A 25,238-nucleotide genomic window follows, 5' to 3' on the forward strand; every position below is an offset into this window, starting at 1 on the left:
TCGTGCATAATCATCACATGGTTGATTCGTCGGGAGGACCCGTGTTGCGGGTGGCGGTTGCCGGTGCGAGTGGATACGCCGGTGGCGAAGTGTTGCGTCTACTGCTCGGGCATCCCGAATACCGAGCCGGGCGCCTCGAGATCGGGGCGCTGACCGCCGGTTCCAACGCGGGCACCGCACTGGGCGCGCTACAGCCGCACCTGCTGCCGCTGGCCGACCGGATCCTCGACGAGACCACCCCCGAAATCCTGGCCGGTCACGACATCGTGTTCCTCGGCCTCCCGCACGGTCAGTCGGGCGCGATCGCCCAGGCGCTGTCGGACGAGACGGTCATCATCGACTGCGGCGCCGACTACCGGCTCACCGACGCCGCCGCCTGGGAGAAGTACTACGGCAGCCCCCATGCGGGCAGCTGGCCCTACGGTCTGCCCGAACTGCCCGGTGGGCGGGCGAAGCTCACCGGCGCCCGGCGGATCGCGGTGCCCGGCTGCTATCCGACCGTGTCGAGTGTGGCGCTGGCCCCGGCGATCGCCGCCGGGATCATCGAGCCCGCGGTGAATGTGGTTGCGGTGAGCGGTACTTCGGGCGCGGGACGCAAGCTCGATGTCGGCCTGCTCGGTTCCGAAGTGATGGGCAGTGTCCGGGCCTACAGTGTCGCGGGCGCCCACCGGCACACCCCCGAGATCGCGCAGAACCTGAAAGCCGCGGGCGGCGTGGATGTCTCGGTGTCGTTCACGCCGGTACTCGCCCCGATGCCGCGCGGCATCCTCGCCACCTGCACCGCCCCGACGAAGGTCGATGCCGCGCAGGCGCGTGCTGTCTACGAAAAGGCGTATGCCGAAGAACCTTTCGTGCACCTACTGCCCGAAGGCGTACTGCCGCAGACCGGTTCGGTACTCGGCTCCAACGCCATCACCCTGCAGGTGACCGTCGATGTCGACGCGGGTCTGCTCGTGGTGATCGGCGCGATCGACAACTTGACCAAGGGCACCGCGGGCGCCGCGGTGCAATCGATGAATCTGGCCGTCGGATTCGACGAGACCGCAGGACTTTCCACCGTAGGAGTGGCACCGTGACGACCCCTGATCCGCAGACCCCGGACCACGGCAAACTGATCCACACCCAGGGCGTCACCGCGCCGCTCGGCTTCCGCGCGGCGGGTATCGCGGCCGGTATCAAGGCCAGCGGCAAGCCGGACCTCGCACTGGTGCTCAACGAGGGCCCCGAGTACTCGGCCGCCGGTGTGTTCACCAGCAACCAGGTCAAGGCCGCGCCGGTGCTGTGGTCGCAGCAGGTACTCAAGACCGGTCACGTGCGCGCGGTGATCCTGAACTCCGGCGGCGCGAACGCCTGCACCGGCCACGGCGGCTTCCAGGACACCCACAAGACCGCCGAGGAACTCGCCGCGGCACTGAGCAATTGGGGCACCGAGACCGGCGCGGGCGAGATCGCGGTCTGTTCCACCGGTCTCATCGGTGACCGCCTGCCGATGGACAAGCTCGTCCCCGGTATCACCGAGATCGTGCACGAGATGGGCGGCGGCATGTCGGGTGGCTCCGATGCCGCCCACGCCATCATGACCACCGACACCGTGCCGAAGGAGTCGGCGTTCCACAGCGAGGACAAGTGGAATGTCGGCGGCATGGCCAAGGGCGCGGGCATGCTCGCGCCGTCGCTGGCCACCATGCTCGTCGTGCTGACCACCGACGCCGTCGCCACGCCCGACCAGCTCGATTCCGCGCTGCGCAAGGCCACGAAGTACACCTTCGACCGGCTCGATGTCGACGGCTCCTGCTCCACCAACGACACCGTGCTGCTGCTGGCCAACGGCGCCAGCGGCGTCGCGCCCTCGCAGGAGGATCTCGACGCCGCGGTGTTCACCGTGTGTGACGACCTGGCCGCGCAGCTGATGGCCGACGCCGAGGGCGTCACCAAGCGGGTCCAGGTCACTGTCGCCGGCGCGGCCTCCGAGGACGAGGCGCTCACCGTCGCCCGCGCCGTCGCCCGCGACAGTCTGGTCAAGACCGCGTTGTTCGGCTCCGACCCGAACTGGGGTCGCGTGCTCGCCGCCGTCGGCATCGCGCCGGTGACCCTCGATCCGAACCGGATCGCGGTGTCGTTCAACGGCAATCCGGTCTGCGTCGACAGTGTCGGCGCGCCCGGTGCCCGCGAGGTCGACCTGTCCGGCGAGGACATCGACGTGCTGATCGAGCTCCATGTGGGCGAGGGCACCGCGATGGTGCGCACCACCGACCTCTCGCACGCCTACGTCGAAGAGAACTCGGCGTACAGCTCATGAGCAGCAGTGCGGTGCACAACCTTTCGGCGCTGGACAAGGCGCACGTGCTCGCCGACGCGCTGCCGTGGCTGCAGAAGTTCCGCGACAAGATCGTGGTCGTGAAGTACGGCGGCAACGCCATGGTCGACGACGAACTCAAGGCCGCCTTCGCCGCCGACATGGCGTTCCTGCGCACCGTCGGCGTACATCCCGTGGTCGTGCACGGCGGCGGCCCGCAGATCACCGCCATGCTGAAAAGGCTCGGTATGGCAGGCGAATTCCGCGGCGGCTTCCGCGTCACCACCCCCGAGGTGATGGACGTGGTGCGGATGGTGCTGTTCGGTCAGGTCGGCCGTGAACTCGTCGGGCTGATCAACGCGCACGGCCCGTACGCGGTCGGCATCTCCGGCGAGGACGCGCACCTGTTCACCGCCACCCGGCGCACCGTCGCCGTCGAGGGCGTCGCCACCGACATCGGCCTGGTCGGCGACGTCACCGAGGTCAACCCCGGCGCCGTGCTCGACCTGATCGACGCGGGCCGCATCCCGGTGGTCTCCACCATCGCCCCCGACGCCGACGGCGTGGTGCACAACATCAACGCCGACACCGCCGCCGCCGCGCTGGCCGAGGGCATCGGCGCGGAGAAGCTCGTGGTGCTCACCGACGTCGAGGGCCTCTACACCGACTGGCCGGACCGCTCCTCGCTGACCAGTCAGATCGACGTCGACGCGTTGGCGAAGTTGCTGCCGCGCCTGGATGCGGGCATGGTGCCGAAGATGGAAGCGTGCTTGCGCGCCGTGCTCGGCGGGGTCCCCAGTGCCCACGTGATCGACGGGCGCGTGCCGCATTCGGTACTACTGGAACTGTTCACCGGAGAAGGAATCGGAACCATGGTGACCCCCGCCGGGTCGCCGGATGGAACGCAATCATGAGCGAAGTAGAGAAGCTGCAGCAGCGGTGGTCGGCCGCGATGATGGACAACTACGGCACCCCGAAGGTCGCGCTGGTGCGCGGCGCCGGTGCGGTGCTCTACGACGCCGACGGCAAGCGCTACATCGACTTCCTCGGTGGCATCGCGGTCAACAGCCTCGGCCATGCCCACCCCGCCATCCTGGAAGCGGTCACCCAGCAACTGGGCACGCTCGGCCACGTGTCGAACCTGTACGCCAGCGAGCCCGTGATCGAGCTGGCCGAGAAGCTGCTGGCCCACTTCGGCGACGGTGAGGGCAAGGCGTTCTTCTGCAACTCCGGCACCGAGGCCAACGAGGCCGCGTTCAAGATCGCGCGGCTCACCGGACGGTCCAAGATCGTCGCCGCCGAGGAGGCGTTCCACGGACGCACCATGGGCGCGCTCGCCCTGACCGGTCAGCCGGCCAAGCGGACGCCGTTCGAGCCGATGCCGCCCGGCGTCGTGCACGTGCCCTACGGTGACGCCGCCGCGCTCGAAGCCGTGGTCGATTCCGACACCGCCGCGGTATTCCTCGAGCCGATGATGGGGGAGAGCGGTGTGGTCGTCCCGCCGTTCGACTACCTGGCCAAGGCGCGCGAGATCACCTCGCGGGCCGGGGCGCTGCTGGTCCTCGACGAGGTGCAGACCGGAATCGGGCGCACCGGAACGTTCTTCGCGCACCAGGCGGCGGGCATCGTGCCCGACGCGATCACCCTGGCCAAGGGCCTCGGTGGTGGCCTGCCGATCGGCGCCGTGCTGGCCCAGGGCCGGGCCGCCGAACTGCTCACGCCGGGTCTGCACGGCACCACCTTCGGCGGCAATCCCGTCTGTGCCGCGGCGGCTCTTGCCGTGTTGCGCACGATCGACTCCGACAACCTGCTGACCCACGTGGAGTGGGTGGGCAAGAAGCTCAGCGACGGCATCGCGCTGCTCGAGCATCCGGAGATCGACCACGTGCGTGGTGCGGGTCTGCTCATCGGCATCGTGCTGAAGAACAACATCTCCGCCTATGTCGACGAACGGGCGCGCGAGGCCGGCTACCTGCTGAACCCCGCCAAGCCCGACGTGATCCGGTTGGCGCCGCCTCTGGTGCTCACCGAAACCCAGGCCGATAATTTCGTCGCCGACCTGCCCGAGATCCTCGACAAGGCCGCCGCCGATGCTAAGGGAGCAACCAAGTGACCCTGCGTCATTTCTTGCGCGACGACGATGTGAACCAGGCCGAACAGGCCGAAATCCTCGCCATCGCCGCCGCATTGAAGAAGGACCCCTTCCTGCACCGGCCGCTGGACGGCCCGCGCGGGGTCGGCGTGATCTTCGAGAAGAACTCCACCCGCACCCGCTTCTCGTTCGAGCTCGGCATCGCCCAGCTCGGCGGCCACGCGGTGGTCGTCGACGGCCGCGACACCCAGTTGGGTCGTGAGGAAACCCTCGGCGACACCGGCAGCGTGCTCTCGCGCTACGTCGACGCCATCGTGTGGCGGACCTTCGAACAGGCCCGTCTCGACGAGATGGCTGTCACCGCAACGGTTCCCGTGGTGAACGCACTGTCCAACGAGTTCCACCCCTGCCAGGTACTCGCCGATCTGCAGACGATCAGCGAGCGCAAGGGTTCCCTCGCCGGGCTGAACCTCACCTACTTCGGCGACGGCGCCAACAATATGGCGCACTCGCTGTTGCTCGGTGGCGTGACGGCGGGCATGAACGTGACGGTGGCCGCGCCCGCGGGCTTCGAACCGCTGCCGTGGATCTTGGACGCCGCCGCCAAGCGGGCCGCGGAAACCGGTGCGACCGTGTCGGTCACGGGTGACCCGGTGGTCGGCGCGACCGGCGCGGACGTGCTCGTCACCGACACCTGGACCTCCATGGGTCAAGAGAACGACGGTCTCGACCGCGTCGGCCCCTTCCGTCCGTTCCGGATCGACACTGAGCTGCTCGCCCACGCTGCTTCGGAAGCGATTGTGCTGCACTGTCTTCCGGCGCACCGCGGCGAGGAGATCACCGACGAGGTGCTCGACGGCGAACACAGCGTGGTCTGGGACGAAGCCGAGAACCGCCTGCATGCCCAGAAGGCACTGCTGGTGTGGCTGCTCGCGAAAGCTGCCGCGTGAGACCGCGAACCGGGGCCGGCGTGGGGGCGCGGCGATGAGCGCACCCGAGAAGGGCTCGCCCGCCATCGCCCGCACCCGCGCCGGCCGCCAGTCCCGCATCATCGAACTGCTGACCTCGCATTCGGTCCGCAGTCAGACCGAGCTCGCCGCCCTGCTGTCGGCCGAGGGCATCGAAACCACCCAGGCCACCCTGTCGCGTGACCTCGACGAACTGGGTGCGGTGAAACTGCGCGCGGCCGACGGCGGCGCGGGCGTCTACATCGTTCCCGAGGACGGCAGCCCCGTGCGTGGGGTCACCGGCGGCACCGGCCGCCTGTCCAAACTCCTCGGCGACCTGCTCGTCTCCACCGACGCCAGCGGCAACCTCGCTGTCCTGCGCACCCCGCCCGGCGCGGCCCACTTCCTGGCCAGCGCCCTCGACCGCGCCGCCCTGCCCTACATCGTCGGCACGATCGCCGGCGACGACACCATCGCCGTCATCGCGCGCGAGCCACTCACCGGCGCCGAACTGGCGGCGAAGATCGAAGACCTGGCCTGAGCGCGATCAGCGCTGGGCGCGTAGGCCGGCGAGCGCCACGTCGGTGAGCAGCGGGGCGGACTCGGCGGCGGCCTGGCAGCCCGCGCCGATGCCGTGGCCGAGGCGAAGGATGTCGCGGGGACTCACCTCGGGGCGGATCTCACCTGTCTCCTGTACCGGGATCAGCACGGAACCCGCGGCCTCGGCCAGCAGGGCGGAGCAGGCGGCGAAAGTGTCGGAGGTTCGGTCGATGGCGGCTTTGAGAGTGGTTGCCAGGCCGTGCTTTTCGAGAATGTAGGTGACCAGTTCGCCGAACCAGGCGTCGAACGCGTCGAGGGGGGCGTGCGTTCGACGTAGTTCGCCTGCCCGTGCGGCGAGCGTCTCGATATTGGCGCGATACACCGCTTCCATCAGCGTGGTGCGATTCGGGAAGTGGCGGTACAGCGTTCCGGGACCGACCCCCGCGCGTCGCGCGATGTCGTCCAGCGGTGCGTCGGTGCCGTGCTCGGCGAACGCGTCGCGGGCGCAGTCGACGATACGCTCGTAATTGCGGCGTGCGTCGGCGCGCATCGGCCGCGACGGTGCGTCCACAAGATCCTCCACTGGAAACGGATGAAGTCTCCGTTTAGTCTTGCGGAACCGGAGACTTTCTCCCTATGCTAACTCTGTCATAAACGGAGACTCTCTCCGTTTGAGTTCCTTGTTGATGGAGCGTTCTTGACTACCCCCACACTCTCCGAAATCGACCGGGCCGAACGCGTTCGGCCACGGCTCGTCCTGGTCACCCTGCTGACCTGTCAGCTCATGATCATTCTCGACATCACCGTGATGAATGTGGCGCTGCCGCACATCAGGACCGACCTGGAGTTCAGCGCGACCGGCCTGTCCTGGGTGATGAACTCCTACACGCTCGTCTTCGGCGGCCTGTTGCTGCTCGGTGGCCGCGCGGGCGACCTGTTCGGCAGGCGCACCATGTTCACCGCGGGCGTGGTGCTGTTCACCGTGGCCTCGCTGGCCGGTGGCCTGGCGCCGTCGGCCGGGTGGTTGCTCGCGGCCCGCGTGCTCCAGGGCATCGGCGGCGCCATGGCCGGGCCGAATACCCTTGCGCTGCTGACCACTACGTTCACCGAGCCCAAGGCTCGAATCCGGGTGCTCGCACTGTTCTCCGGGATGTCCAGCGCCGGATTCGCGATCGGCTTGATCGTCGGCGGGTTGCTCACGGAATGGTTCGGCTGGCGCTCGGTGCTGTTCATCAATGTGCCGTTCGGCCTGGTCATCGCGGTACTCGCACTGCGGTACCTGCCCGACTTGCCGCGTCGCGCCGCCCGGCTCGACCTGCCGGGCGCGGTGACGGCGACCGCGGGCGTGGCCGCCCTGGTCTACGGTTTCATCAGTGCCGCCTCGCACGGGTGGGGCGCGGCGGGCACCGAGATCTGGCTCGCGGTCGGGGTGGCCTTGCTGGCGGCCTTCATCGCGATCGAACTGCGTGCGCCACAACCACTTCTGCCCCTGCACCTGTTCGCCGATCGTAACCGCGCCGCCGCCTATCTGAACATGTTCCTCGGGCCGATGGCAGGCATGTCGATGTTCTTCTTCCTCACGCAATATCTGCAGGACGTGCTGGGAATGAGCTCGCTGGCAACGGGTTTCGCGTTCCTGCCCACGGCGGTGCTGATGTTCACGATGATCCGGCTGATCCCGCGGCTACTGGCGCGCCTGGGCCCGAAGCCGGTGACGCTCACCGGCGCCGTCGCGATGGTCATCGGACTCGTACTGCTGACCCGGCTGTCGGAGAACTCCGGCTATTTCCCACTGCTGTTCGTAGCGATGGTGGCGATGGGCTGCGGTATCGGGCTGGCGTTCTCACCGCTGAACGTGATCATCATGTCCACGGTCTCGCCCGACGAGGCGGGTGCGGCGGGCGGCGCCCTACAGACCATGCAGCAGACCGGCGGCGCGCTGGGCTTGGCCGTCCTGGTGACGATCTTCGGCACCGCCGCGCGCGACGCGGGCGGTTCACCGACCCATGCCCTGGTCGGCGGCATGACCGCCGCCTTCGCGGCAGCCGCCGTCATCGCCGCCCTGACCTTCCTGGTCGCACTCACCTTCCGCAGCGTCCGCTCGCCGCAATGAGCGCATGCGACCTGTGCCGAGACGCCAGAGCACGGCGTAGACGGCCCAGGCGACAACCGTCGCCTGAGCCGCACCGACGATCGTGTGTCGGATCAGGTCGTAGGTGCTGACCCGGGTGACCGGGTCGTCGACGGCGAGCGCCGCACCGATGACGGGCGCGGCGAGCAGCACGGCGACGACGGCCCGGTGCGTCCACGTGGGAGTGCGAACGGTGCGCCGGGTGCGGCGCACCACAAGGTAGGCGAGGGTCGCTGTTCCGGCGAGAGAGGAGAGATAGCCGAGGACGTTGTAGGTCTTGTGCGGCTCGATGACCGACGTCTGCAACAGAGCCGAGTGCTGGACCGCGAAACCTGTTGTCTGAGTGAAGGAATCCCAAATCACATGTGTTGCGGCACCGAGCGCGATGGCGGTGACCGTCGAAACCACCTCTAGCCCCGCTGATCTGGGATCAGGGGAAGAGGAGGGCGAGAGGCGGAGAAGCGTCGACGCCGGGCCGTCGGAAAGTCGGAAGGCGACAAGCAGTACGAGGCCGATCAGCAGGTCCCAGCACAGGACGCCGACAACCGAGTGGGTTGTGGTGCCGGACAGGGGACCAGGCAGGTAGTAGACGACATCGGGGGCGATGGATCCCGCGACGAGTGCGGGAAGGGGGAGATATCGAGCGAAGGGCAGCACCGCGACAGGATGGGCGAACGTGATCGGCACGGATTCACCGTAATCGGCTGTGGTGCGGGGCTACTCGGGCTGCGGAGTCGATAGACGCTGCCAGGTCCAGTCGACGCGCACATCGAGCGGTGAGTCGGGTGTGACCACCCGTGGTTCGGTGTTCAGGCCGTTGGGTGGGCCGGACTGGGCCTCCACCGACAGGGATTGTTCCGGCAGTGTCCAGACGACCGCGTCGTGGACGGGGCTGGTGATGGTGAATTCCAGGAATCCGGGCCAGGTGAGGCGGGCGAGAACGCCGTTGGGCATGCCGAAGCAGTCGTCCCACGGTGGCGGTGTCGGCGCGATCTTGCGGCCGGTGGGCAGGTAGTCGTCGCCGCGTTCGTACTGCCATGCCGGGTCGAAATCGAGCCGCACCGGCCCGGTCGCGGGCGGGACTTCGCGCAGGAACCACGGATGCCAGCCGCCCTGGGCGGGGAAGGCGTCGTGGTCGGTGGCGATGCGCATCGCCAGGGTGAGGCCGGTGTCGGTGAGGGTGAACGTCTGGGTGACCGTGCCCGCGAACGGCCACGGATCACCGAGACGATGGCTGATCGTCGCCTCGGTCGGCGAGGCCGCGACCACCTCCCACGCTCCGTCGCGGGCGGTGCCGTGAATGCTGTGCGGCGGGTTGTTGATCGGCATCTGATACGTGTGGTCGCCGACGGTCAGTTCGCCCTCGCCGAGCCGACCGGCCCACGGCGCCATGACGAAACAGCCGGTGCCCGGATCCTGCCGGAGCAGTTCGGTGCCGTCGACGGTGAGGCTGTGGATCGCACCGCCGTCGCCGGGGGCGATCGTGAGACCTGCGGAACCTGCGTCGAGCCGAACATCGTCGGTCATGATTCGCACACTAGCCGCGCGGCGCTGCCGTCAGCGGTAACTCACGCCGTCAGCGGGGATGCGCCGTCAGTTGAACGGGTACTGCCCACCGCCCGCGCCGCCACCGCGGTTGTTCGGAACAGCGATGTCGATGATGTCCTGGACCAGCTCGACGACTGCCCTGCCGACATCGAGAACACCGTTGCCGAGGGTCGAGAATTCCTGCGCGATGTAGTGGAGCATCTTGTTCGTCCTCACGTGTGGCGAGCCGAATAGTGCTCTCCCAGAGTGCCACAGGTGAGGTGTCAGGAGTTGAGGAAGTTCAGGATCAGCAGGGTCAGTGGGGCGGTGATCTCGAAGACGGCACGGCCGACATAGAGGCCGAGGGCGGCGCCTGCCTCGTAATTGTCGGAGAGGAACTGCAGGACTTCATCCATGATGTGCTCCCTGGATTCGAGGTCGGTGGGTCAGGCGAAGAATCCCTGGAGCAGGGGAGTGCCGAGGTCGATGACGGCCTTGGCCACTGTCAGGCCGAGGTTCCCGAGTCCGATGACCACGGTTCCGATCAGGTCGTAATTGGCCTCGGCGAAATCACGTAGCGACTGCATGATGGCTCTCCTTCGGTCCCGACCCAATGGCTATCTGCTGTGACCAGCGTCTCATAGCTGAGCGTACTCGCCTAGGGTGGCGATGGCGTCGTCGCAGGTGATCGGCTATTTCGCGGTAGTCGGCCCGAGGCCGTACCCCCCGGTTATGAATGAGATTGCATCATCATGCATAATCATTTGTAGCAACGGCGTGAGCCGACCGGCGGCCGGAGCATCCATACTGCTCAGGGCAGCCCTTTGTACGTACCAGACTTCGAGGAGCACAACAGACATGTCCGATCGCGTCGTACTCGCCTACTCCGGTGGGCTTGACACCTCCGTCGCCATCAGCTGGATCGCGAAGGAGACCGGTTCCGAGGTGGTGGCCGTGGCCATCGACCTGGGCCAGGGCGGCGAGGACATGAGCGCGATCCGACAGCGCGCACTGGACTGCGGCGCCGTGGAGGCCATCGTGGTCGACGCGCGCGACGAGTTCGCCGACGAGTACTGCCTGCCCACCATCCAGGCCAACGCAATGTACATGGGCCAGTACCCGCTCGTCTCGGCCATCAGCCGGCCGCTGATCGTCAAGCACCTCGTCGAGGCCGCGAAGTTCCACAACGCCACCACCGTCTCGCACGGCTGCACCGGCAAGGGCAACGACCAGGTCCGCTTCGAGGTCGGCATCGGTGCGCTCGCGCCCGACCTCGAGGTGATCGCCCCGGTCCGTGACTACGCCTGGACCCGTGAGAAGGCCATCGCCTTCGCCGAGCAGAACAGCCTGCCGATCAACGTCACCAAGAAGTCGCCGTTCTCCATCGACCAGAACGTGTGGGGCCGCGCGGTCGAGACCGGGTTCCTCGAGGACCTGTGGAACGCGCCCACCAAGGACGTCTACGACTACACCGCCGACCCGACGGTGAACTTCGAGGCGCCCGACGAGGTCATCATCACCTTCGAGAAGGGTGTGCCCGTCGCCATCGACGGCCGCCCGGTCTCCGTGCTGCAGGCCATCGAGGAGATGAACACCCGCGCGGGCCGTCAGGGTGTGGGTCGTCTCGACATGGTCGAGGACCGGCTCGTCGGCATCAAGAGCCGCGAGATCTACGAGGCGCCGGGCGCCATCGCGCTGATCACCGCGCACCAGGCCCTCGAAGCCGTCACCGTCGAGCGTGAGCTGGCCCGCTACAAGCGGCAGGTCGAGCAGCGCTGGGGCGAGCTGGCCTACGACGGCCTGTGGTACTCCCCGCTCAAGCGCGCGCTCGACGCCTTCATCTCCGACACCCAGCAGACCGTCACCGGCGAGATCCGGATGGTGCTGCACGGTGGGTCCGCGGTGGTCAACGGCCGTCGCTCCGAGCAGTCGCTCTACGACTTCAACCTGGCCACCTACGACGAGGGCGACACCTTCGACCAGTCCCTGGCCAAGGGCTTCGTCCAGATCCACGGCCTGTCCTCGAAGGTCGCCGCCCGTCGCGACCTGAACCAGAAGTAACAGGCGCAGAGTCACCCTCGTAGTCTCGACACCGGCCGGTCCCCACGGATCGGCCGGTGCCGTCATCATCCATGCCCGCCATCCCGACCCGGAGGAGACATCGACTATGACCCACAGTGGAACCAACGAAGGTGCGCTCTGGGGTGGGCGATTCGCTTCCGGTCCGGCCGAGGCGATGGCGGCGTTGAGTAAGTCGACCCACTTCGACTGGGTGCTGGCCCCCTATGACATCCGCGCTTCCAAGGCGCATGCCCGTGTGCTGCACAAGGCCGGACTGCTCGCCGACGACGACCTGCCCGCCATGCTGGCCGGACTGGACGCGCTCGCCGCCGATGTCGCCTCGGGCGCCTACGGCCCCGCCGACTCCGACGAGGACGTGCACGGCGCACTCGAGCGCGGGCTGATCGAGCGGGTCGGTACCGAACTCGGCGGCCGACTGCGGGCCGGTCGTTCGCGCAACGACCAGGTGGCGACCCTGTTCCGGATGTGGCTGCGGGACGGTGTGCGTCGCGTCGCCGCCGGTGTGCTCGACGTGGTCGACGCCCTCGTCGCCCAGGCCGCCGCGCACCCCGACGCCGTGATGCCGGGCAAGACCCACCTGCAGGCCGCCCAGCCGGTGCTCCTCGCGCATCACCTGCTCGCCCACGCGCATCCGCTGCTGCGTGATCTGGAACGTCTGCGTGATTTCGACAAGCGCGCCGCCATCTCGCCGTACGGTTCGGGCGCGCTGGCCGGTTCCTCGCTCGGCCTCGACCCCGAGCAGATCGCCGCCGAACTGGATTTCACCGCCTCCGCGGCCAATTCGATCGACGCCACCTCCTCGCGTGATTTCGCCGCCGAGGCCGCGTTCGTGCTGGCCATGATCGGTGTCGATCTGAGCCGGATGGCCGAAGAGGTCATCATCTGGAGCACACCGGAATTCGGCTACGTCACCCTGGCCGATGCGTGGTCGACGGGCTCGTCGATCATGCCGCAGAAGAAGAACCCGGATGTCTCGGAGCTCACCCGTGGCAAGGCGGGTCGTCTGATCGGTAACCTGACCGGCCTGCTCGCCACGCTGAAAGCCCAACCGCTGGCCTACAACCGGGACCTCCAGGAAGACAAAGAGCCCCTGTTCGATTCGGTGGCCCAGCTCGAACTCCTCCTACCCGCCATCGCGGGTCTGGTCGGCACCCTGACCTTCCACACCGACCGCATGGCCGAACTCGCACCCGCCGGGTTCACCCTCGCCACCGATATCGCGGAATGGATGGTGCGCCAAGGTGTTCCGTTCCGTGTCGCCCACGAGGCGGCCGGTGCGTGCGTGCGCGTCGCCGAGGCGCGCGGTGTCGGTCTCGACGAGCTGACCGACGAAGAGTTCGCCGCCGTCGACCCCGCGCTCACCGCCGGTGTGCGCGAGGTGCTCACGGTTGGGGGCTCGATCGCTTCGCGTAACGCCCGTGGTGGCACCGCCGGTGTGCGTGTGGCCGAACAGCTCGACGAGGTCCGCAAGACCGCCGAGGATGCCCGCGCCTGGTTGAGCTGATCGCCAGGGCGCGGGCCTGGCGTCAGGGCGGTCCGAGCCGGGTGACCAGACCTCGGTCGCCGTCTACCCGGACCCGGTCTCCGGTGCGCAGCACCGTCGTGGCCACCAAGGTGTTGACCACGCACGGGAGACCGTATTCGCGCGCCACCACAGCGCCGTGCGATACCGAGCTGCCGATGTCGGTGACCAGCGCGCCGATCACGGTGAAGTACGGCGTCCACCCCACGTCGGTGACCGGGGCGACCAGGATCTCGCCGGGCCGCACTTCTCGCGCGTCGACGATCGACTTCGCCACGCGCACAACGCCTTCGACGCTGCCCCGGCTCGCGGGCCTGCCCACGATCTGATCGTCGGTGATCGCGTGCGGCGGCGGGGCGAGCCGCGGGGCAGGCCTGCCCACCGATACGTCGTCGAACTCGAGGGAGTTCTGGTACGCCAGTGCTTCTCGCCGCTGCAGCGCGCACTGCACGAGGTCGGCGATGTCATCCGCGCCGGCGACGCGAGCCAACTCGGCACGGTCGAAGAAGAAGACGAGGTCGGCATCGGGCAGTCGCCCCGACTCGGCCAGCACCGCTCCCAGGTGGCGGTAGCCCAGCTTCAGCGCGTGCGCCATCATCGCCATCTTCGACTTCGTCTTCTCGCGTCCGCGGGCGCCGCCCTGCGCCAGCCGGGCGAGAAACCTGATGGTCGCCGATCCGGGCGTCCGCTCGGGCGCGGGCAGCGGTGCGCGGTGGGCCGGATCCAGTGCGGAGCGCAGCATGACCTGCATCATCGCTCCCAGCCCGCCGGGGTCTTCGGCCCAGGACGGATCGCGCATGCACAGCTCGCGGTACCCGCGGTGACCGTGCCGAGCCGAGAACTGTCGCAACGCCTCGCCGCCGGGGTTACTCGCCGTCCGCAGCTCGATCACCGCGTCGGCAGGCTCCGCCGCGAGGAACCTCTCGGCGGCCATGTGATCGGCGGCGATGGTTCGCACCACCGCGTCGAGCTCCTCCACCATGAGCGCGCTCTCGACATCGGACGCGCCGGCCATCAGCCGGGTGGCCTCGGCACGACCCTCGTCCGCGTCGAGTCCGTTCTCGACCGCCTGTTTGATCAGCACGCCCTCGAGAATGTTGGCCGCGACAGCCGCGCGGGACGAGGACCGCACATGAGTCAGCGTGATGTCGCAATACTCGTCGACACCGAACTCCAACTGGCGCAGTATTTCTCGCGGGTCGTCGCCGGTCGGGATCCGGAATCCGGCGATCTTGTCGTCCAGACGGCGGATCGCGGGCCCGGCGGACAACGCGTGCGTGGTCAGTCGGATCGTGTTGACGAGTCTGCGGGCGAACGGTTTCGGCGGTTCGGCCTTCAGTTCCTCGACGACCCGGCCGCAGATCGACGTGGAGAACTGCTCCAACGAGTTGCCGAGCAGGCCCGAGCTCAGCGCCGTGCCCTCGGTCAGGTTCAGGAACATGTGCCCGTAGAAATAGCCGACCTGCAGCCACGGCCGCTCGTACCTCGGCTGCGCCCGCGCCACCACCTGCGTCATCTGCATCGCGTAGTCGATGGCATAACCGGACACCGAGGCGGTCAACGGGCAGAAGGCCCCCGGCATCATCTCGCCGATGTTGCAGCGTGTGTACACGTGGTCGGCGCCCGCGAGCGGCGAATCCATCTCGTTGAGGTCACCGGGCAGGGTGGTGATCGGTCGAGCCTGCAGCCACCACAGTGTGCCGGAGCGGTCGATCGCCCACTCGAGGTCCATCGGCCTGCCCCAGTGCCGCGCGGCGCGCAGCGCATCGGACCGAATCTCGGCGATCTCCGTCGGCGACAAGACGGGGACCGCGCCGACCTCGCACACGGCGGTATCGCCGTGGGAATCGAGGACGATGTGGTCCGACGATGCCGTACCGTCGACGAGCGCTTCGCCGAGCCCCGCGACGGCGTCGATCACCATGAGGTCGCGTCGGCCAGTTGCCGGATCCGCGGTGAACACCACGCCCGCGGCACGCGCGTCGACCATCTGCTGCACCACCAGATGCATAGTGGCGGGAGCTTTTTCGCTATAGGACGCCACTCGCCGGGAATGGACGGACGCGGCGCACTCGCGCACGGCCGCGGCGAAGGCATCGACGGAGTCGACACCGAGCACGGTGTCGTACTGGCCGGCGAAGGACTGGTCGTCTCCGTCCTCCCCGACCGCGGAGGACCGGACCGCCACGGAAGTCGCGCCGGCGGTCAGCTCCGAGAACCGCTCCGTCACAGCGTCGATGCCGTCCTGTGCGGAAGCGTCGGCGATGACGAATCCGACCGGCACAGCGAGTCCGAGACGGCGCAGTTCGGCCAGCCCGGCCGCCTTGCCGCCGTAGCTGTCATCGATGACCTGGTCGAATTCGATCGTTGTCAGTGACATGGGGATCCTTTCAGCGCGTCCACGATCTCGGCGAGCGCGTCGACAGCGATGGGCCCCGGCTGATAGAGGCAGAGCCGGTCCGACACACCGTCGACCCGATCGCGAATATGCGCGGCCACCTCGGCCGGAGTGCCGCACGCGGCGATGGTGTGGAGGATGTCGTCGTCGATCAGGGCGGCCATCTCCCGCCACCGTCCCTGCTTGGACATCGCGTTGAGTTCCGGCTGCAGATCACCCCAGCCGTGGGCGTCGAGCACCGGCCGGTAGGCCGGGGTGGAACCGTAGAACGCCAACAGCATCCGGGTCGAGGCGTGGTCGTCACCTACCGAGACGATGATCTCCGGCACGACCTCGAAGTCGTCCTCGGAGCGTCCGGCGGCCGACAGACCGGCCCGCACGGCAGGCAACGTCGTCTCGTGCAGGAACCGTTTCGTCCCGAACGGCATCACCAGCAGACCGTCGGCCACCTCCGCGGTGGCTTGGGTCAACCGCGGCCCGAGCGCACCGAGATAGATCGGTGGCGGACCGTACGGGTTCGGCCCCGGGACGAAGGTCGGCGTCATCAGGGTGTGTCGGTAGTACTCACCGCGAAAGTCCAGTCGCGCACCGTCGTTCCAGGTGGCGAAGATCGCGCGCAACGCCCCCACCATCTCCTTCATCCGCGCGACCGGGCGGTCGAACTCGGCCCCGTAGCGCTTCTCGATCTGCGCGCGCACCTGCGTGCCCAGACCCAGGATGAACCGACCCTCGGTGAGCAGTTGCAGATCGTTGGCCTGGTGTGCCAGCTGAATCGGATTGCGGGGCAGCGCGATCGCGACGTTGGACATCACGTCGAGCCCCTTGACCGCCGATGCGAGCACCAGCGGCGTGAACACGTCGAACGGTCCTTCGAAGGTGAATACCCCGGATGCGCCTGCCTCCCGGAGCACGGTCGCGCGTTCGACCGCATCCGTCGGCCCGTAGAGCGCTGTCATGATCTTCATGGCACCGTGCCTATTTCGCCACGTCGGTCCAGTCGGAGAAACCCGACGGATAGTGCGGTCCGATCACGCCGTGCTCGAACAGGCCCGCGCCCTCGCGCGTGCGCCCGTCGGCTTCCGTGCACACCGCTCGGCCCACGTGGTCGATGAGACTGAACGGCGCTCTGGCCATGACCTCCGGATCCGTCATGTCGTAGCTGACGCGTTCCGCGAACGGTCCGCCCTTCCAGGTGCCGTGTGCCCACGAGGAGTCGCCGCCGTAACCGGAGCCGAACGCGATGGGCGCGAACAACGCCGATTCGACGTCGAGTTCGATCCGATCACCCGCCCTGTTCATGAACTCGACGTGCGCGCCTGTCGGGATCCGCGTTCCGGGCCGGTAGTGGATGGTCGCACGCACACCGTCGAGCTGCTCGACGCGACCGTCGCGCCAGCGGCGGGTGCAGTCGTAGAGGCTGCGGTGACCATCGGGATCCTCCTGCAGGATCAGGAACAGCTGGTAGTCGTCGAACGCGAGCGGCAGATAGAGCCACCACATGCCGCGGAACGCGGCATCCGGGCGCCCGGCGGGTTCGGGCGCGCCGATCGGGCGGATGCCCCACGAACGATCACGGCTCGCCACACTGGTGTCGTGCTCGACCGTCAACCGTTCGCCGTCGACCTCGATCCAGCCCTCCCATGTACCGACCTGGGCGAAGCGGCACGCCTGCAACGTCACTCGCCGCTCGGTCAGCATCTCGTGCGGCCGCTCCAGCGCGGCGGGGAACAGCCCGCGCCAGGTCAGATCCGCGGCGATGCCCTCGGTCTCGGCCAAGGTCAGGCGTAGCTCCTGCAGGGGTTCGACGACATCGATCCGGTAGCCGTTGACGTGTTGGTGCAGGCGGTCGTCATCGATGGCGTCGCTCAGCCGCACCGCGGTCTGGGTGTCACCCCGGCGGACGACGAAGTATGCGTCCTTGACCCCGAGGCGCGGGTAATAGCCGATCCCGGTGAGCGCCATGAAGCGTCCGTCCCGGTCGAGCACGTTGAAGTAGGACCGATCGTAGAAGTTCCGATCGGAGGCGCCCGGCCAGGTGAGGGGCGCAGCCACCTGATGCAGCGGGTACTCGTCGAGCGGGCTCAGATTCACAGGTCGTCCTCAAATATGATGCATGCCGTATTGGAATTATGCTGTGATCATGACAACAGAAGGCGGGAGCGAAGGCAAGAGGTCTGCGCCATCCACCCCGGGGCGCCCACGCGACAGCCGGATCGATGCCGCGATCATCGCGGCCACCAGGGAGCTGATTCTCGACACGGGTTACCCCGCGCTGTCGCTGTCGGCGATCGCCGCGCGTGCCGGGACAACCACGGCCGCCATCTACCGGCGATGGTCGAACAAGGCGCAGCTCGTCCACGAGGCAGTGCTGTCCGCCGAAGTCATCGCGCCACCGGATGTTTCGGGCGGCGATATCCGCGCGGACATCCGGGCACTGGTCGAGACGGTCCGCACGATGTTCGACAGCCCCGAGGTGCGCTCGGCGCTACCGGGATTGATCGCGGACACCGTCGCCGCCCCCGAAGTGCACACAATGATGATCGACCGACTGGCCGGCGACCTCGCCGCCTTCGAATCCCGCTTCGGCCACGAACGCCGCGCCGATGATCAACTCCCCATGCTCGCCGAAGTCGTAGCGGGCACCGCGATCTTCCGCATCCTCATCCGCCGCGACGCCGCCCTCGACGACACCTGGGTGGACCAGATGACCGAATTGATCACCGACCGCTGGCCCCCGGACCGGGCGCCCGAGGGCTGCGGCTAGCGGGCTCTCGTGCTTGCCGGAAACCAGGTGGGCGCGCCGGGTTCCTAGAGCTCCGCGTGGACGCGGAAACCCGCAGCACGTAGTGCGTCCAGGACGTCGTCGCGATGCGCGGCACCTCGGGTTTCCACGGTGAGTGACACCTCGACCTCGTCGACGGCCAGCCACGGACCCGTGCGCGAATGCACGACGTCGACCAAGCTCGCGCCCGCGCGCCCGACCACGGCGAGCAGCGCGGACAGGGCTCCCGGACGGTCATCGATCGTGACGTGCATGGCCAGGTAGCGGCCCGCGGCGCTGAGACCGTGGCCGATCACGCGGGTGAGCAGAAGCGGGTCGATATTTCCGCCCGACAAGATGGTCACCACCGGGCCGGGCAGATCCTGGAGCGCGGACGCGAGCAAGGCGGCGACGCCCGCCGCACCCGCGGGCTCGACGACGAGTTTGGCCCGTTCGAGGCAGAGCAGCAGGGCTCTCGACAGGGCGTCCTCGTCGACGGTGACTATCTCGGACACCAGCTCGGCGACATGGACGAACGGCACCGCGCCGGGTAGCCCGACCGCGATACCGTCGGCCATCGTCGACATCCGCGGCACTCGAACCGGTCGGCCCGCCGCCAGCGAATCCGGCCACGCCGCCGCCTCGGCCGCCTGCACGCCGATCACCCGGACATTCGGCGCCAACGCGTGCAAGGCCACCGCGACGCCCGCGAGCAGCCCACCGCCACCGGTCGGCACGACGACCGTGCCCACATCGGGAACCTGCTCGAGAATCTCCAGCGCGACCGTCGCCTGACCGGCGACGATGTCGGGATGGTCGAAGGGATGGATCAGGGTCGCGCCGGTCCGGTCGGCGAATTCCTGTGCGGCGATCAAGGATTCATCGATCGTGTCACCCACCAGATGCACGTCGGCGCCATAGGCGCGCGTAGCGACCAGCTTCGGCAGCGAGGCCCCGACCGGCATGAACACCGTCGAGGCGATCCCGAGCTCGCTCGCCGCCCATGCCACCCCTTGCGCGTGATTGCCCGCGCTGGCCGCCACCACACCCCGCGCCCGATCCGCCGCGGGAAGATGCGCGATCCGGTTGTAGGCCCCGCGTGGCTTGAACGACCCGGTCCGCTGCAAGTTCTCGCATTTGAGCAGCACCTGCGTGCCCGCCCGCTCCGACAACACCCGCGACCCCACGGTCGGCGTCCGCCGGATCACCGGCTCCAACAGTCGCGCGGCTTCCTCGATCCGCGCCAGCCCAACGGTCTCCATCCGCCACATAGTGCCAGGCCCGACCGGTACGAGGCGTCGGTTCCGGGCCCGGCTCGGAACCGGGCAGGGTCAGGTGCGTAGTTCGGTCTTGGCGATGTTGTGAGCGATGGTGCCGAGGCGGGTGAGGCGGGCATCGCCCAGCGGGGTGAGTCTGCCGCCGAGACGGTTGGTGACGAAGGCCAGGGACAGGCCGGTCTCGGGGTCGGCGAAGGCGCCTGAGCCGCCGAGGCCGAAATGGCCGAAGGCGGAGATGGGGTCGGCCTTGGAGGGTTTCATGGGAACGCCGTGGAAGCCGAGGGCCCACGGGATACGAAACGCCAGGACATAGTCGGGGGTGAAGACCTGGCGGGTGGCGAAGCGGGGAATCGAGTCGGGGGACAGGATGCGGGTGCCCTCGAGCTCGCCGCCGTTGGCGAGGGCGGCGTAGAGACGGGCCAGGGCGCGCGCGGAGAAGACGCCGTTCACCCCGGGCATCACCGAATCGTGCACGCGCGCATCGACGATCAGGTCGGCGAAACCGCGCGGGGTGGTTTCGGCGGCGGCGCTGAAGCGGGTGCGGGTGAGCAGGTCGGAGCCGGTGTCCCAGTCCATGCCCGCGGCGCGCAGGCGCGGGAAGGTGGTGGCGATGCGGTGGCGCTGGTCGTGCGGCACCCGGAACCAGAGTTCTTCGGCGTCGAGGGGTTCGGCGAGCTCGGTGCGCACCACATCGACGAAATCGCGGCCGGTGACCCGCGCGACGATCTCGGCGGCCAAGTGCCCGTAGCTGATGCCGTGATAGCCGCTGGTGATCCGGTGCCGAGGGTCGGGAGCGGCCGCGGCCAGGGCGGCGGTGACGGCTTCGTCATCGAGGAAACTCTCGATCGGGCCGGGCAACAGACCGCGCAGACGGTGCAGGCCCGCGCGGTGGGTGAGCACATCACGCACGGTGATGTCGGCCTTGCCCGCGGCGGCGAACTCCGGCCAGTACTCGGCGACGGGACTGTCGTAGTCGAGCTGCCCGCGATCGGCCAACTGGTGGATCACTGTGGAGGCCACGCCTTTTCCGGTGGAGAAACCCAACGCCACCGACTCCGCCGTCCACGGCACACCCGGACTCGCATAGCCCGCCCACACATCCACCACCGGCTCGCCGTGCAGATAGACACACAGCGCGCCACCGCCGTGTGCGGGCTTGCGGAACAGATGGTCGAAGACGGCGACCAAGCGGACGAAACGGCGATCCACCGACTGTGTTGTGGTAACTCCCATCACCCGAGCATGCCATCGCACACTGGGGACCGGTCGGTACGGTGATCGTTTCCCAACTGTCACATCGGGCAGCCCGGGCGCAATACACCGGCCATAGCATGTTCGCATGTCCTCGAGACGACGATCGGCGCTGCTCGCAAGGCTTGTGGTCGATGAGCCAGGCCGACCGCAAGTGATCCTCGGCGAACTGCGCCGGGTGATCCTCGACGGCGCCGTACCGCCGTGCACCGTGATCCCGCTGCGTGAAGTCGCCGAGCTGTTCGGGGTGAGTCATATCCCGGTCCGTGAGGCGCTCAAGACGCTGATCGGGGAGGGGCTGGTCACCCACCGCCCGCAGCGCGGTTACCAGGTGGCCCAGCTCACCGCCCGTGAACTGCGCGAAATGTACATCGTGCGTGACACTTTGGAGACGGCGTCGCTCGCCGCGGCCGCGATGCACGCCGACGAGCCCGAACGCGCGCACCTGCTCGCGGTGAACGACCTCCTCGAACGCGCCATCCTCGACGACGATCCCGAGGCATACCAGCGGCAGTCCCGCAGCTTCCATGTGGCGCTGACGCGGCCGTCGCGGATGTTCCGGCTGCTGCACATGCTCGAGGCCGCGTGGAATGTGACCGAGCCGGTGCAGTCGATGGTCCATATCGACCGGCTCGACCGCGAGCGCCTGCACATCGACCATATCGCCATGCTCGACGCGTTCCTCGCGCGCGATATCGACCGCCTCCTCGCGGCCGCCGAGGAGCACCACCGGAGGCTGGAAACGGTGGTCGCGACCCTGCCGACCGATACCGGACTGCTCGCGCCGGAAGATATATCTTCGGTGCAATAGGCGCGAAATTCCCGGGAAACCGCAGGGCAACTGCTGATACTTACCGTCAGTTCAGCAGATGTACCCTTTCGGACGGGAACGATCATGACCGACACCATTACGTCCTCGGCGGTTCTCGCCGACGAACCTCCCACTTATGATCCGCGGCTGACCAACGATGATCTGGCGCCGCTGCGCAAGCAGAATTGGGGCACTTACAACATCTTCGCGTTCTGGATGTCGGACGTGCACAGCGTGGGTGGATATGTCACGGCGGGAAGCCTTTTCGCGCTCGGTCTGGCGAGTTGGCAGGTGCTCGTCGCGTTGCTCCTCGGCATCACCATCGTGTATTTCTTCTGCAATCTGGTGGCGAAACCGAGTCAGATGACCGGTGTGCCCTATCCGGTGATCTGCCGCAGCGCGTTCGGCGTGCTCGGCGCCAACGTCCCCGCGATCATCCGCGGGTTGATCGCGATGGCCTGGTACGGCATTCAGACGTTCCTCGCGTCGGCGGCCTTGGATGTCGTTCTGGTGAAACTGTTTCCGGGGCTGGCGCCCTACGCCGTCACCGCCGACTACGGGTTCCTCGGCCTGTCGGCCCTGGGCTGGGGCAGCTTCCTGCTGCTGTGGGTGGTGCAGGCGTGCGTGTTCTGGCGCGGCATGGAATCGATCCGCAAGTTCATCGACTTCTGCGGTCCCGCTGTGTATGTCGTCATGTTCCTGCTCTGCGGCTACCTCATCGCGAAGGCGGGCTGGAGTGCCATCGATCTGAACCTCGGCGATGTGAAATACACCGGCTGGGCGTCGGTGCCGGTGATGCTCGGCGCGATCGCGCTCGTCGTGTCGTATTTCTCGGGTCCGATGCTCAACTTCGGCGACTTCTCCCGATACGGCAAGAGTTTCGCCGCGGTGAAGAAAGGCAACTTCCTCGGGCTCCCGGTGAATTTCCTGGTCTTCTCGGTACTGGTCGTGGTCACCGCCTCGCTGACCTTGCCGGTGTACGGCGAACTCATCACCGATCCGGTCGCCACCGTCGCCGAGATCGATTCCACCTTCGCGATCGTGCTCGGCGCACTCACCTTCACCATCGCCACCATCGGGATCAATATCGTCGCCAACTTCATCTCACCGGCTTTCGATTTCTCGAACGTGAGTCCGCAGCGGATCAGCTGGCGGGCGGGCGGCATGATCGCGGCGGTCGGTTCGGTGCTGATCACACCCTGGAATCTGTACAACAACCCCGATGTCATCCACTACACCCTCGAGGTGCTCGGCGCCTTCATCGGCCCGCTGTTCGGGGTACTGATCTGCGATTACTACCTGGTGCGCAAACAGAAGGTGATCGTCGACGATCTGTTCACGATGTCGGAGACCGGGACCTACTACTACACGAAGGGTTACCACCCGGCCGCGATCATCGCGACCGCCGTCGCCGCCGCTGTCGCGGTGTTCCCGGTGCTGGCCAACAGCCTGCCCGGCATGCACACCGCCGCCCAGTACAGCTGGTTCATCGGCTGCGGCATCGGCTTCGTCGTCTACTACCTGCTGACCGGCGCCAGGCGCGCGGCCGCTGCCGAGGAGGTCGGTGTCTGATGCGCATCAGGGTCGTCAACCCGAACACCACGCGGGCGATGACCGACACGATCGAGCAGTGTGCGCTGGCCGTCGCGGGCCGGGGCACACTGCTCGACGCGGTCACCTCCGAGATCGGGCCCGCCTCGATCGAGAGCCACTACGACGAAGCGATGAGCGTGCCCGGCCTGCTCGCCGCGATCCGGCAGGGCGAGGCCGACGGCGTGGACGGGTATGTCATCGCCTGCTTCGGTGATCCGGGATTGGACGCGGCACGGGAACTGGCGGCGGGACCGGTGATCGGGATCGCGGAGGCGGCTATGCGCACCGCGAGTCACCTGGGTCGCGGATTCAGTGTCGTCACGACGCTCGACCGCACCATCGGGCGGGCGGCGGATCTGGCGCAACACTATGGGATGCAGAGGTTCTGCCGGGGGATTCACGCGTGTGAGATACCGGTACTCGCACTCGATACCGACCCGGACGCGCGCAAGATCGTCACCGAGGCGTGTCGGGTGGCCGTCGCGCAGGACGGGTCCGACGCGGTGGTGCTCGGGTGCGCGGGAATGGCCGATCTGTGCGCGCACATCCGCGACGAGATCGGGGTGCCGGTGATCGACGGTGTCGCGGCGGCGACGTTGACCGTGCAGTCGCTGTTGACGATGGGACTGCGCAAGTCGGGTAGGGGAGAGTTCGCGACACCGCCCGCGAAGACCTACGTGGGTCTGCTGGAATCCTTCGGTTCGTGAAGGCCGATTCAGACGCCGGCGGTCTCGGTGGCCAGTGCGTTCAGCACCGCGTCGAGATCGTCGACGTCGACCACCAGGCGGGTGAAATCGGGCCCGTCCAGGTCGATGCGCACCGCGCTGCCGCCGAAGGTGGTGTCCCAGAACTCTTTGCGGCCCTTGCCGCGGTAGACGCCCGCGGCGATCACGCCGGGAATGAAGGTGCCGGGGGCACGGACCCACGGGGGCCGTAGGTCCACTTCGGCGCTGACGATCTCGGTGATCGCGGCGCGGTCGATCACGACCTGCTGGCGTAGGGCGAGTAGGCGATGTCCACCGAGCACATTGACCGTCACCGTGTCGTCGTTGATCTCGACCTCGACCATCGTTACCTCACTCGCCGTCGTGCGGACCGTTCGATGTTCAGCTTTGTCGGACGGCCTGTTCATGGACTGTGGTGAGCCTGTGAGTTAGCCAAGGAATCAGAAACATCGACTGATATAGATATGCGCATCTGTTCTGTTGCTCACTATAGGGAGCGGAACGAAGAAAAATCGCACGGACGGGCCCGGTCAGGGGCGGTGGGCCTGTCCGGCGATCTCGAGCACTTGTGCCAGCCACGGCGTGAACTTGCCGGGGTTCTCCGCGAGATCGGCACGCACGGCCTGCGGAGCGATCCACGCCCAGTGCGCGATCTCGGCCGGGTCCGGCCGCGGGGCCGGATCGCCGACGACACCGATCAGGACGTGGTCGTATTCGTATTCGACGCGGCCGGTCGTCTCGTCGCCCGCACGGTAGGTGAACGCACCGACCTCGGTGAGCTCGGCCGCCATCCCGAACTCCTCGCGCAACCGGATCGCGGCCGCCTCCGTCACCGCCTGACCCGGCGTCGGATGCCCACAGCAGGTGTTGGCCCACTGCAGCGGGAACCTGGTCTTCACCGCCGCGCGCTGCTGGAGCAGGACGTGCCCGTGCCGGTCGAACAGCAGCACGGAGAAGGCGCGGTGGAGCGTGCCCGGTGGCCGATGAGCATCGGCCACCGAGCACGCTCCGATCGCCACACCCGCGTCGTCGACCAACTCCACAGGCATTGCTTCACGGTCGGTCGACGGGTCGGCGAGCTGTTCGGTCACCTGGCCACCTTATCGGCGACGATCATCGGGTACTGGAAGCTGCCCTCTCTGTACCCGGTGATACAGGGCTGCTCAACGGTCATGGCATGTGTCCTCACCTGGGGAGCGGCACGGCCGATCGACCTGTTCGCGAGGGGTGCGCGACAGGCTGAAGGGTGGGTAACAGTGCGAAGCGAATGGTCCTGCGCGGAAAA

Annotated in this window: 26 protein-coding genes; 13 read left to right on the forward strand and 13 right to left on the reverse strand. The window is 67.8% G+C overall.

Annotated features, from left to right (window positions below; all coding sequences use genetic code 11):
* Nucleotides 1–17: 17 nt before the first annotated feature.
* The 6 genes from argC to OHS03_RS05365 are packed head-to-tail and all read left to right on the forward strand — an operon-like array spanning nucleotide 18 to nucleotide 5,876.
* A complete protein-coding gene (gene argC, locus OHS03_RS05340) occupies nucleotides 18–1,076 on the forward strand; it encodes an N-acetyl-gamma-glutamyl-phosphate reductase (protein ID WP_328661230.1) in 1,059 nt (352 codons plus the stop codon).
* Nucleotides 1,073–2,299, forward strand: coding sequence for a bifunctional glutamate N-acetyltransferase/amino-acid acetyltransferase ArgJ (gene argJ, locus OHS03_RS05345; protein ID WP_328661232.1), 1,227 nt, complete (start codon nucleotides 1,073–1,075; stop codon nucleotides 2,297–2,299). The genes argC and argJ overlap by 4 nt, the downstream gene beginning before the upstream one ends.
* Nucleotides 2,296–3,210 carry an acetylglutamate kinase gene (gene argB, locus OHS03_RS05350; protein ID WP_328661234.1) on the forward strand — a complete coding sequence of 305 codons (915 nt, stop codon included), beginning with the start codon at nucleotides 2,296–2,298 and terminating at the stop codon, nucleotides 3,208–3,210. Before argJ ends, argB begins: the two co-directional genes overlap by 4 nt.
* Complete coding sequence (locus OHS03_RS05355) at nucleotides 3,207–4,409, forward strand: acetylornithine transaminase (protein ID WP_328661236.1); 1,203 nt, start codon at nucleotides 3,207–3,209, stop codon at nucleotides 4,407–4,409. Before argB ends, OHS03_RS05355 begins: the two co-directional genes overlap by 4 nt.
* Nucleotides 4,406–5,338, forward strand: coding sequence for an ornithine carbamoyltransferase (gene argF, locus OHS03_RS05360; protein WP_328661238.1), 933 nt, complete (start codon nucleotides 4,406–4,408; stop codon nucleotides 5,336–5,338). The genes OHS03_RS05355 and argF overlap by 4 nt, the downstream gene beginning before the upstream one ends.
* Nucleotides 5,339–5,372: 34 nt before the next feature.
* A complete protein-coding gene (locus OHS03_RS05365; RefSeq protein WP_056824335.1) occupies nucleotides 5,373–5,876 on the forward strand; it encodes an arginine repressor in 504 nt (167 codons plus the stop codon).
* A gap of 6 nt (nucleotides 5,877–5,882) precedes the next feature.
* On the opposite strand, the gene OHS03_RS05370 is transcribed toward OHS03_RS05365, so the two are convergent.
* On the reverse strand, nucleotides 5,883–6,446 hold the full coding sequence (locus tag OHS03_RS05370) for a TetR/AcrR family transcriptional regulator (protein ID WP_245661643.1): 564 nt from the start codon (nucleotides 6,444–6,446) through the stop codon (nucleotides 5,883–5,885).
* Nucleotides 6,447–6,572: 126 nt separating this feature from the next.
* Between OHS03_RS05370 and OHS03_RS05375 the strand changes: the two genes are divergently transcribed.
* Nucleotides 6,573–7,988, forward strand: a complete 1,416-nt coding sequence (locus tag OHS03_RS05375) for an MFS transporter (RefSeq protein WP_328661240.1) — start codon at nucleotides 6,573–6,575, stop codon at nucleotides 7,986–7,988.
* On the opposite strand, the gene OHS03_RS05380 is transcribed toward OHS03_RS05375, so the two are convergent.
* From OHS03_RS05380 to OHS03_RS05400, 5 genes are all read right to left on the reverse strand, one after another.
* Nucleotides 7,872–8,693, reverse strand: a complete 822-nt coding sequence (locus OHS03_RS05380; protein WP_328661242.1) for a DUF4184 family protein — start codon at nucleotides 8,691–8,693, stop codon at nucleotides 7,872–7,874. The genes OHS03_RS05375 and OHS03_RS05380 overlap by 117 nt on opposite strands.
* A gap of 30 nt (nucleotides 8,694–8,723) precedes the next feature.
* Nucleotides 8,724–9,533, reverse strand: coding sequence for an aldose epimerase family protein (locus tag OHS03_RS05385; protein WP_328661243.1), 810 nt, complete (start codon nucleotides 9,531–9,533; stop codon nucleotides 8,724–8,726).
* A 66-nt stretch (nucleotides 9,534–9,599) separates the two neighbouring features.
* Nucleotides 9,600–9,755: a hypothetical protein gene (locus OHS03_RS05390; RefSeq protein ID WP_156677664.1), complete on the reverse strand. Its 156-nt coding sequence runs from the start codon at nucleotides 9,753–9,755 to the stop codon at nucleotides 9,600–9,602.
* 62 nt (nucleotides 9,756–9,817) lie between these two features.
* On the reverse strand, nucleotides 9,818–9,949 hold the full coding sequence (locus OHS03_RS05395) for a hypothetical protein (RefSeq protein ID WP_255284563.1): 132 nt from the start codon (nucleotides 9,947–9,949) through the stop codon (nucleotides 9,818–9,820).
* Nucleotides 9,950–9,979: 30 nt separating this feature from the next.
* Nucleotides 9,980–10,120: a hypothetical protein gene (locus OHS03_RS05400; RefSeq protein ID WP_165610251.1), complete on the reverse strand. Its 141-nt coding sequence runs from the start codon at nucleotides 10,118–10,120 to the stop codon at nucleotides 9,980–9,982.
* A gap of 271 nt (nucleotides 10,121–10,391) precedes the next feature.
* Here OHS03_RS05400 and OHS03_RS05405 point away from each other — a divergent pair, with 271 nt between their 5' ends.
* Nucleotides 10,392–11,594: an argininosuccinate synthase gene (locus OHS03_RS05405; protein WP_056824327.1), complete on the forward strand. Its 1,203-nt coding sequence runs from the start codon at nucleotides 10,392–10,394 to the stop codon at nucleotides 11,592–11,594.
* 106 nt (nucleotides 11,595–11,700) lie between these two features.
* A complete protein-coding gene (gene argH / locus OHS03_RS05410) occupies nucleotides 11,701–13,119 on the forward strand; it encodes an argininosuccinate lyase (RefSeq protein ID WP_328661245.1) in 1,419 nt (472 codons plus the stop codon).
* 22 nt (nucleotides 13,120–13,141) lie between these two features.
* On the opposite strand, the gene OHS03_RS05415 is transcribed toward argH, so the two are convergent.
* The 3 genes from OHS03_RS05415 to OHS03_RS05425 are packed head-to-tail and all read right to left on the reverse strand — an operon-like array spanning nucleotide 13,142 to nucleotide 17,626.
* Complete coding sequence (locus OHS03_RS05415; protein WP_328661247.1) at nucleotides 13,142–15,517, reverse strand: PEP/pyruvate-binding domain-containing protein; 2,376 nt, start codon at nucleotides 15,515–15,517, stop codon at nucleotides 13,142–13,144.
* Entirely contained in the window at nucleotides 15,508–16,500 is a 993-nt protein-coding gene (locus OHS03_RS05420; RefSeq protein WP_328661248.1) for a TIGR03617 family F420-dependent LLM class oxidoreductase, read from the reverse strand. Before OHS03_RS05420 ends, OHS03_RS05415 begins: the two co-directional genes overlap by 10 nt.
* Nucleotides 16,501–16,510: 10 nt before the next feature.
* Nucleotides 16,511–17,626, reverse strand: a complete 1,116-nt coding sequence (locus OHS03_RS05425; RefSeq protein ID WP_328661250.1) for an Rv3169 family protein — start codon at nucleotides 17,624–17,626, stop codon at nucleotides 16,511–16,513.
* Between the two features lie 49 nt (nucleotides 17,627–17,675).
* On the opposite strand from OHS03_RS05425, the gene OHS03_RS05430 reads away from it, so the two are divergent.
* Nucleotides 17,676–18,299, forward strand: a complete 624-nt coding sequence (locus OHS03_RS05430) for a TetR-like C-terminal domain-containing protein (protein ID WP_328661254.1) — start codon at nucleotides 17,676–17,678, stop codon at nucleotides 18,297–18,299.
* Nucleotides 18,300–18,343: 44 nt separating this feature from the next.
* On the opposite strand, the gene ilvA is transcribed toward OHS03_RS05430, so the two are convergent.
* Nucleotides 18,344–19,567: a threonine ammonia-lyase gene (ilvA, locus tag OHS03_RS05435; protein ID WP_328661256.1), complete on the reverse strand. Its 1,224-nt coding sequence runs from the start codon at nucleotides 19,565–19,567 to the stop codon at nucleotides 18,344–18,346.
* A 60-nt stretch (nucleotides 19,568–19,627) separates the two neighbouring features.
* Nucleotides 19,628–20,806, reverse strand: a complete 1,179-nt coding sequence (locus tag OHS03_RS05440) for a serine hydrolase domain-containing protein (protein ID WP_062985629.1) — start codon at nucleotides 20,804–20,806, stop codon at nucleotides 19,628–19,630.
* A gap of 106 nt (nucleotides 20,807–20,912) precedes the next feature.
* Here OHS03_RS05440 and OHS03_RS05445 point away from each other — a divergent pair, with 106 nt between their 5' ends.
* The 3 genes from OHS03_RS05445 to OHS03_RS05455 all read left to right on the forward strand — a co-directional run bounded on the left by OHS03_RS05445 (nucleotide 20,913) and on the right by OHS03_RS05455 (nucleotide 23,935).
* Nucleotides 20,913–21,635, forward strand: coding sequence for a GntR family transcriptional regulator (locus OHS03_RS05445; protein ID WP_328661259.1), 723 nt, complete (start codon nucleotides 20,913–20,915; stop codon nucleotides 21,633–21,635).
* 84 nt (nucleotides 21,636–21,719) lie between these two features.
* Nucleotides 21,720–23,207 carry an NCS1 family nucleobase:cation symporter-1 gene (locus OHS03_RS05450; RefSeq protein ID WP_328661261.1) on the forward strand — a complete coding sequence of 496 codons (1,488 nt, stop codon included), beginning with the start codon at nucleotides 21,720–21,722 and terminating at the stop codon, nucleotides 23,205–23,207.
* On the forward strand, nucleotides 23,207–23,935 hold the full coding sequence (locus OHS03_RS05455; protein WP_328661263.1) for an aspartate/glutamate racemase family protein: 729 nt from the start codon (nucleotides 23,207–23,209) through the stop codon (nucleotides 23,933–23,935). The genes OHS03_RS05450 and OHS03_RS05455 overlap by 1 nt, the downstream gene beginning before the upstream one ends.
* Nucleotides 23,936–23,943: 8 nt before the next feature.
* Here the strand turns inward: OHS03_RS05455 and OHS03_RS05460 are convergent, their stop codons facing one another.
* Nucleotides 23,944–24,297 carry a hypothetical protein gene (locus OHS03_RS05460; RefSeq protein ID WP_056824299.1) on the reverse strand — a complete coding sequence of 118 codons (354 nt, stop codon included), beginning with the start codon at nucleotides 24,295–24,297 and terminating at the stop codon, nucleotides 23,944–23,946.
* 186 nt (nucleotides 24,298–24,483) lie between these two features.
* Nucleotides 24,484–25,044 (reverse strand): isopentenyl-diphosphate Delta-isomerase, encoded by a 561-nt coding sequence (gene idi / locus OHS03_RS05465; protein WP_328661265.1) that lies wholly within the window; start codon nucleotides 25,042–25,044, stop codon nucleotides 24,484–24,486.
* Nucleotides 25,045–25,238 lie beyond the last annotated feature (194 nt).

The organism is Nocardia salmonicida, from assembly GCF_036142455.1.
GTDB classification, from domain to species: domain Bacteria; phylum Actinomycetota; class Actinomycetes; order Mycobacteriales; family Mycobacteriaceae; genus Nocardia; species Nocardia salmonicida.